Annotated in this window: 5 protein-coding genes; 4 read left to right on the forward strand and 1 reads right to left on the reverse strand. The window is 62.3% G+C overall.

Translation table 11 applies throughout. The features are described from left to right. Positions 1-308: hypothetical protein (locus tag EN984_RS38280; RefSeq protein WP_206517474.1), on the reverse strand; the 308-nt coding region annotated here is incomplete at its 3' end. Here EN984_RS38280 and cpaB point away from each other — a divergent pair. The 4 genes from cpaB to EN984_RS25510 form a co-directional block, all read left to right on the forward strand. Next, on the forward strand, positions 298-1203 hold the full coding sequence (cpaB, locus tag EN984_RS25495; RefSeq protein ID WP_127269275.1) for a Flp pilus assembly protein CpaB: 906 nt from the start codon (positions 298-300) through the stop codon (positions 1201-1203). The genes EN984_RS38280 and cpaB overlap by 11 nt on opposite strands. A gap of 30 nt (positions 1204-1233) precedes the next feature. Then, complete coding sequence (locus EN984_RS25500; protein ID WP_127384034.1) at positions 1234-2679, forward strand: type II and III secretion system protein family protein; 1446 nt, start codon at positions 1234-1236, stop codon at positions 2677-2679. 4 nt (positions 2680-2683) lie between these two features. Continuing rightward, positions 2684-2953, forward strand: a complete 270-nt coding sequence (locus EN984_RS25505) for a hypothetical protein (protein ID WP_127269273.1) — start codon at positions 2684-2686, stop codon at positions 2951-2953. A gap of 49 nt (positions 2954-3002) precedes the next feature. Then, the coding region (locus tag EN984_RS25510) for a response regulator (protein WP_127384035.1) at positions 3003-3966 on the forward strand (964 nt) is incomplete at its 3' end.

Raw genomic sequence — 3966 nt, forward strand, 5'->3', positions numbered from 1 at the left:
CTTGTCCATATTGCCGAAGAGATCGTTGTTGTCGTCCATGCCTGCCATAGGGTCCGGTGCTGCGAATCACCTCGCGATACTGCCACGCTTTTCAGCGCCAAGCGACCGAGGTTCCTGTTCCGTTCGGGGATCTGATCCCTCTTAACCCAAAACCATTCGATAACCAAGCTGGCGGAAATAGGTCCGATGCCGCCGCGCAAGATTCCTGATTCTTTAACAATGCGGCCTAGCGTGAGCCCAACAAAACAAGAAACTGCTGATATCAGGGGTTTAGGCGTGAGGGGCAAGGCCATATCGATGATCGGCATCGCCGCCGTTTTCGGGGCGATCTCGATCTTTGCCGCGGATTTCTGGGTCAAAAGCCAGGCCGAGGCCGATTCCGAAGAGAAGACGTCGTCGATCCCGGCACTTGTTGTGCCGAAGGTCGAGTTCAAGACCATCGTGGTGGCGAATGCCCCATTGCGCTACGGCATGGCGCTCGACCGCGCGCAGCTCAGCGAAATCCCGTGGTCGCAAGAGGCCGTGCCGCAGGGCGCCTTCACCACCATCAATGCCTTGCTCGCCGACGGCACTCGCGTGGTGCTGTCGCCTATCGAGGTCAACGAACCGGTGCTGCTGACCAAGCTGTCTGGGCCAAATGGCCGCGCGACGCTTTCCAACATGATGACGCCCGGAATGCGGGCGGTCACCATCCGCACCGACGAGATAGCCGGCGTCGGCGGCTTCGTCACGCCCGGTGACCGCGTTGACGTGGTGCTGACGCGCGATGCCGGCGAAATTCAGGAAGTGGCCAAGAATGCGCAAGGGGCCGCCGGTTCGACCATCACCTCCGAGATCGTCGTCGCCGATGCCAAGGTGCTGAGCGTCGGGCAGGGCGCCGACGAGCGCCAGACGACGCCGCAGATTTCCAATTCGGTGACTATCGAGGTGACGACAGACGGCGCGCAGAAAGTGGCGTTGGCCCGCACCGTCGGCACCTTGTCCCTGTCGCTTCGATCCGCCAGCGAAGGCGGTGACGGCAAGAACGGCGTCACCACCATCTCCTCCTTCGGCGGATCGGTCGCCTCGGATGTGCAGGCCGCGGCCGGCTCGGTGTTCGACGCCGTCACCAAGGAGCCGGAGAAACCGAAGTTCAAGACGGTCATCGTAACGCGCGGCACGAAGGCCGAGGAATACCAGGTTCCTTCGCGGGACCAGAAATAAGCCAGTGGGGACTGGGTGAGGGACGGGACAATGTTCGGGCTGTTCACATATCGGGTCATGGGGCGGTTGCGCATTTTGCGTGCGGTGGCTGTCGCGTCTTCGCTGGCTGCTGCCGCGATGCTGGCTTTCGGCGCCTCGGCGAGAGCTGACAACGACATCGTCTATGTGTCGTCGACCAAGAATGCGTCGATCAAGGTTGCCAAGGGCAAGCCGAAGACGATCATGACCAGTGCCGCCTTCTACCAGATCGTCATCGGCGACCCGGAGATCGCCAACGTCAATCCGCTGACCGACAAATCCTTCTACGTGCTCGGCAACAATCTCGGCACTACCGGCATTGCGCTGTTCGATGAGAAGAAGCAGCTTGTCGGCACCGTCGACATCGAGGTGACGCTCGACACAGACCAGCTGGCCAGCACCATTCGGGCCAGCGTGCCGGATGCCAGGATCAAGGTCGGATCGGCCAACGGCCGGGTCGTGCTGTCGGGCGAGGCGGATGACGCGGTCGCCGCCGAAAAGGCAAACAAGATCGCGACGCGCTTTTCCGGCACCGAGGAGGTCATCAACTCGGTCAACATCTCATCGTCGCAGCAGGTCCAGCTCAATGTCCGTTTTGTCGAGATCAACCGCCAGGCGGGTCAGGATCTGGGCGCCAAATACGCCGCCAATTTTGCCTACGGCCTCGGTGGCCGCGACGTCTCGATCGATCCGGGTACAGTGCCGGCCGCCGGCACCGGCGAGATCATCGGCAGGCTTTTGTCGAACGGCGTGTCGATCGATATCGCCATCAAGGCGCTAGAAGAGCGCGGCCTGGCGCGGCGGCTGGCCGAGCCGAACCTGATCGCCCGTTCCGGCCAGACAGCGAGCTTTCTCGCCGGCGGCGAATTCCCGATCCCGGTCTCCGAGGACGACGGCAAGATCTCGGTCAGCTACAAGAAATACGGCGTCAGCCTGGATTTCACGCCGACCGTCCTCAAGGATGGGCTGGTCAGTCTGGACATCGCGCCGGAAGTCTCCTCGATCGACGCGTCGGCCTCCTACAATATCGGGACCATCTCGGTTCCCGGCTTCATCGTGCGCCGTGCCAGGACGTCGGTAGACCTGAAGAACGGCCAGAGCTTCATGATCGCTGGACTGCTGCAGTCGCAAAACGACATCACCACGTCGCGCATTCCCGGCCTCGGCAAGATGCCGGTGCTTGGGGCGCTGTTTCCCTCGAAATCCTATCAGCGGCGCGAGACCGACCTCGTCATCATCGTGACGCCCTATCTGGTCAAGCCGGTCGATCCGGAGAAGAAGCTCGTCGAGCCGACCGATGGCACGCAGCCGGCCAGCAACGCCGACTATTTTCTCAACAACACCGAGGAAGTGAAGGATTCCGATGCCGGTCGCACCGTGGCGCTGGCAGACGGCCGCGTCACTCAACCTGCAGCGGCCGCTTCGGCTGGGCATTTCCTCGACCTGCCGAAGGATTGAAGTCATGCGTCTGGTCTTTGGATCGAGCGTCGCCTTGCTGCTGACCGGCTTTGCCGCCGGCTGCACCAGCGACGACTATGTGCGCAGCGAAGGGCCGACGGCCGGCGCCGGAAATGCGCAGGCCGCCAACACCGTCATGCAGATGGTCGATCCCTGGAAATACGGGGTCCAGAACACCAGGCTCCTGGTGCCGGCCCAACGAGGCAGTGCCGCGGCTGTCACACCCGATCAGGCGGCCGGTGCCAAGGCGTCGCAGTCCAGCACGACCAATTGATCCCACGGGCAAATGATCCAACGGTCGATCGACCTGACAGGCTGACAGAATGGCAAACGGCATCAAGACCAGGAAGATCCTGCTCGTATCGACCGACAGGACATTTGCGCAGGACACGCGCACCGCATTTTCCGCCTCCGAGATCATACAGCTCTCGACAGTGGAGAAGAACGTCACCGAGTTGCGCGGCGAGATCCAGGAAGCCGACTTCGGCGCCATCATCGTCGACATGGATGCGGCAAGGCTGGAGGAGGTCGAGTCGCTGCAGCGCATTATGCGCCGGCTGGAGGACAAGGTTCCGGTCGTCGTCGTCACGCAGGAGTTCAACGCCGCCGCGGTGCGCATTCTGGTGCAGCTCAAGGTCGCGGATTTCCTGGTCAAGCCGATCACCACGGCCGATCTGGTGCGCTCCGTCGTGCGGGCGCTGCAGGGACCCGGGCGCGAGGAAAACACCGAATCGCAGATCTACACCTTCATGCCTGCCGCGGGCGGCGTCGGCACCACCACGCTGGCGCTGCAGACCGCTTTCCAGCTGCATCACTCGGTGACGCGCGGCGCCTCGACCTGCGTCGTCGATCTCAATTTCCAGCAGGGCGCCTGTGCCGAATATCTCGACCTCGAACCGCGTTTCGACATCACCGAGATCGAGAACCAGCCCGAGCGTCTCGACCGGCAACTGCTCGACGTGATGCTGTCCAAGCATGCCAGCGGGCTGTGCGTGCTGGCGGCACCGGCGCATCCAGCAGAGATGCGCTCGTTCAAGACCGATGTCGTGGTGCGCATGCTGGACCTCGTTTCGGCCTATTTCGACAATGTCGTCATCGACATGCCACGCACCTGGTTTCCATGGACGGAAACCGTGCTGCTCGGTTCCAACAAGCTCTACATCGTCGCGGAAATGACGGTGCCGTGCCTGCGCCACACCCAGCGGCTGATCCAGGCGGTCTACGAGACTGCCGGCAAGGAAGTGAAGCCGAACGTCATCGTCAACCGTTTCGAACAGAAGATGTTCG

The sequence above is a fragment of the Mesorhizobium sp. M7A.F.Ca.CA.004.12.1.1 genome, assembly GCF_003997835.1.
Lineage (GTDB): Bacteria > Pseudomonadota > Alphaproteobacteria > Rhizobiales > Rhizobiaceae > Mesorhizobium.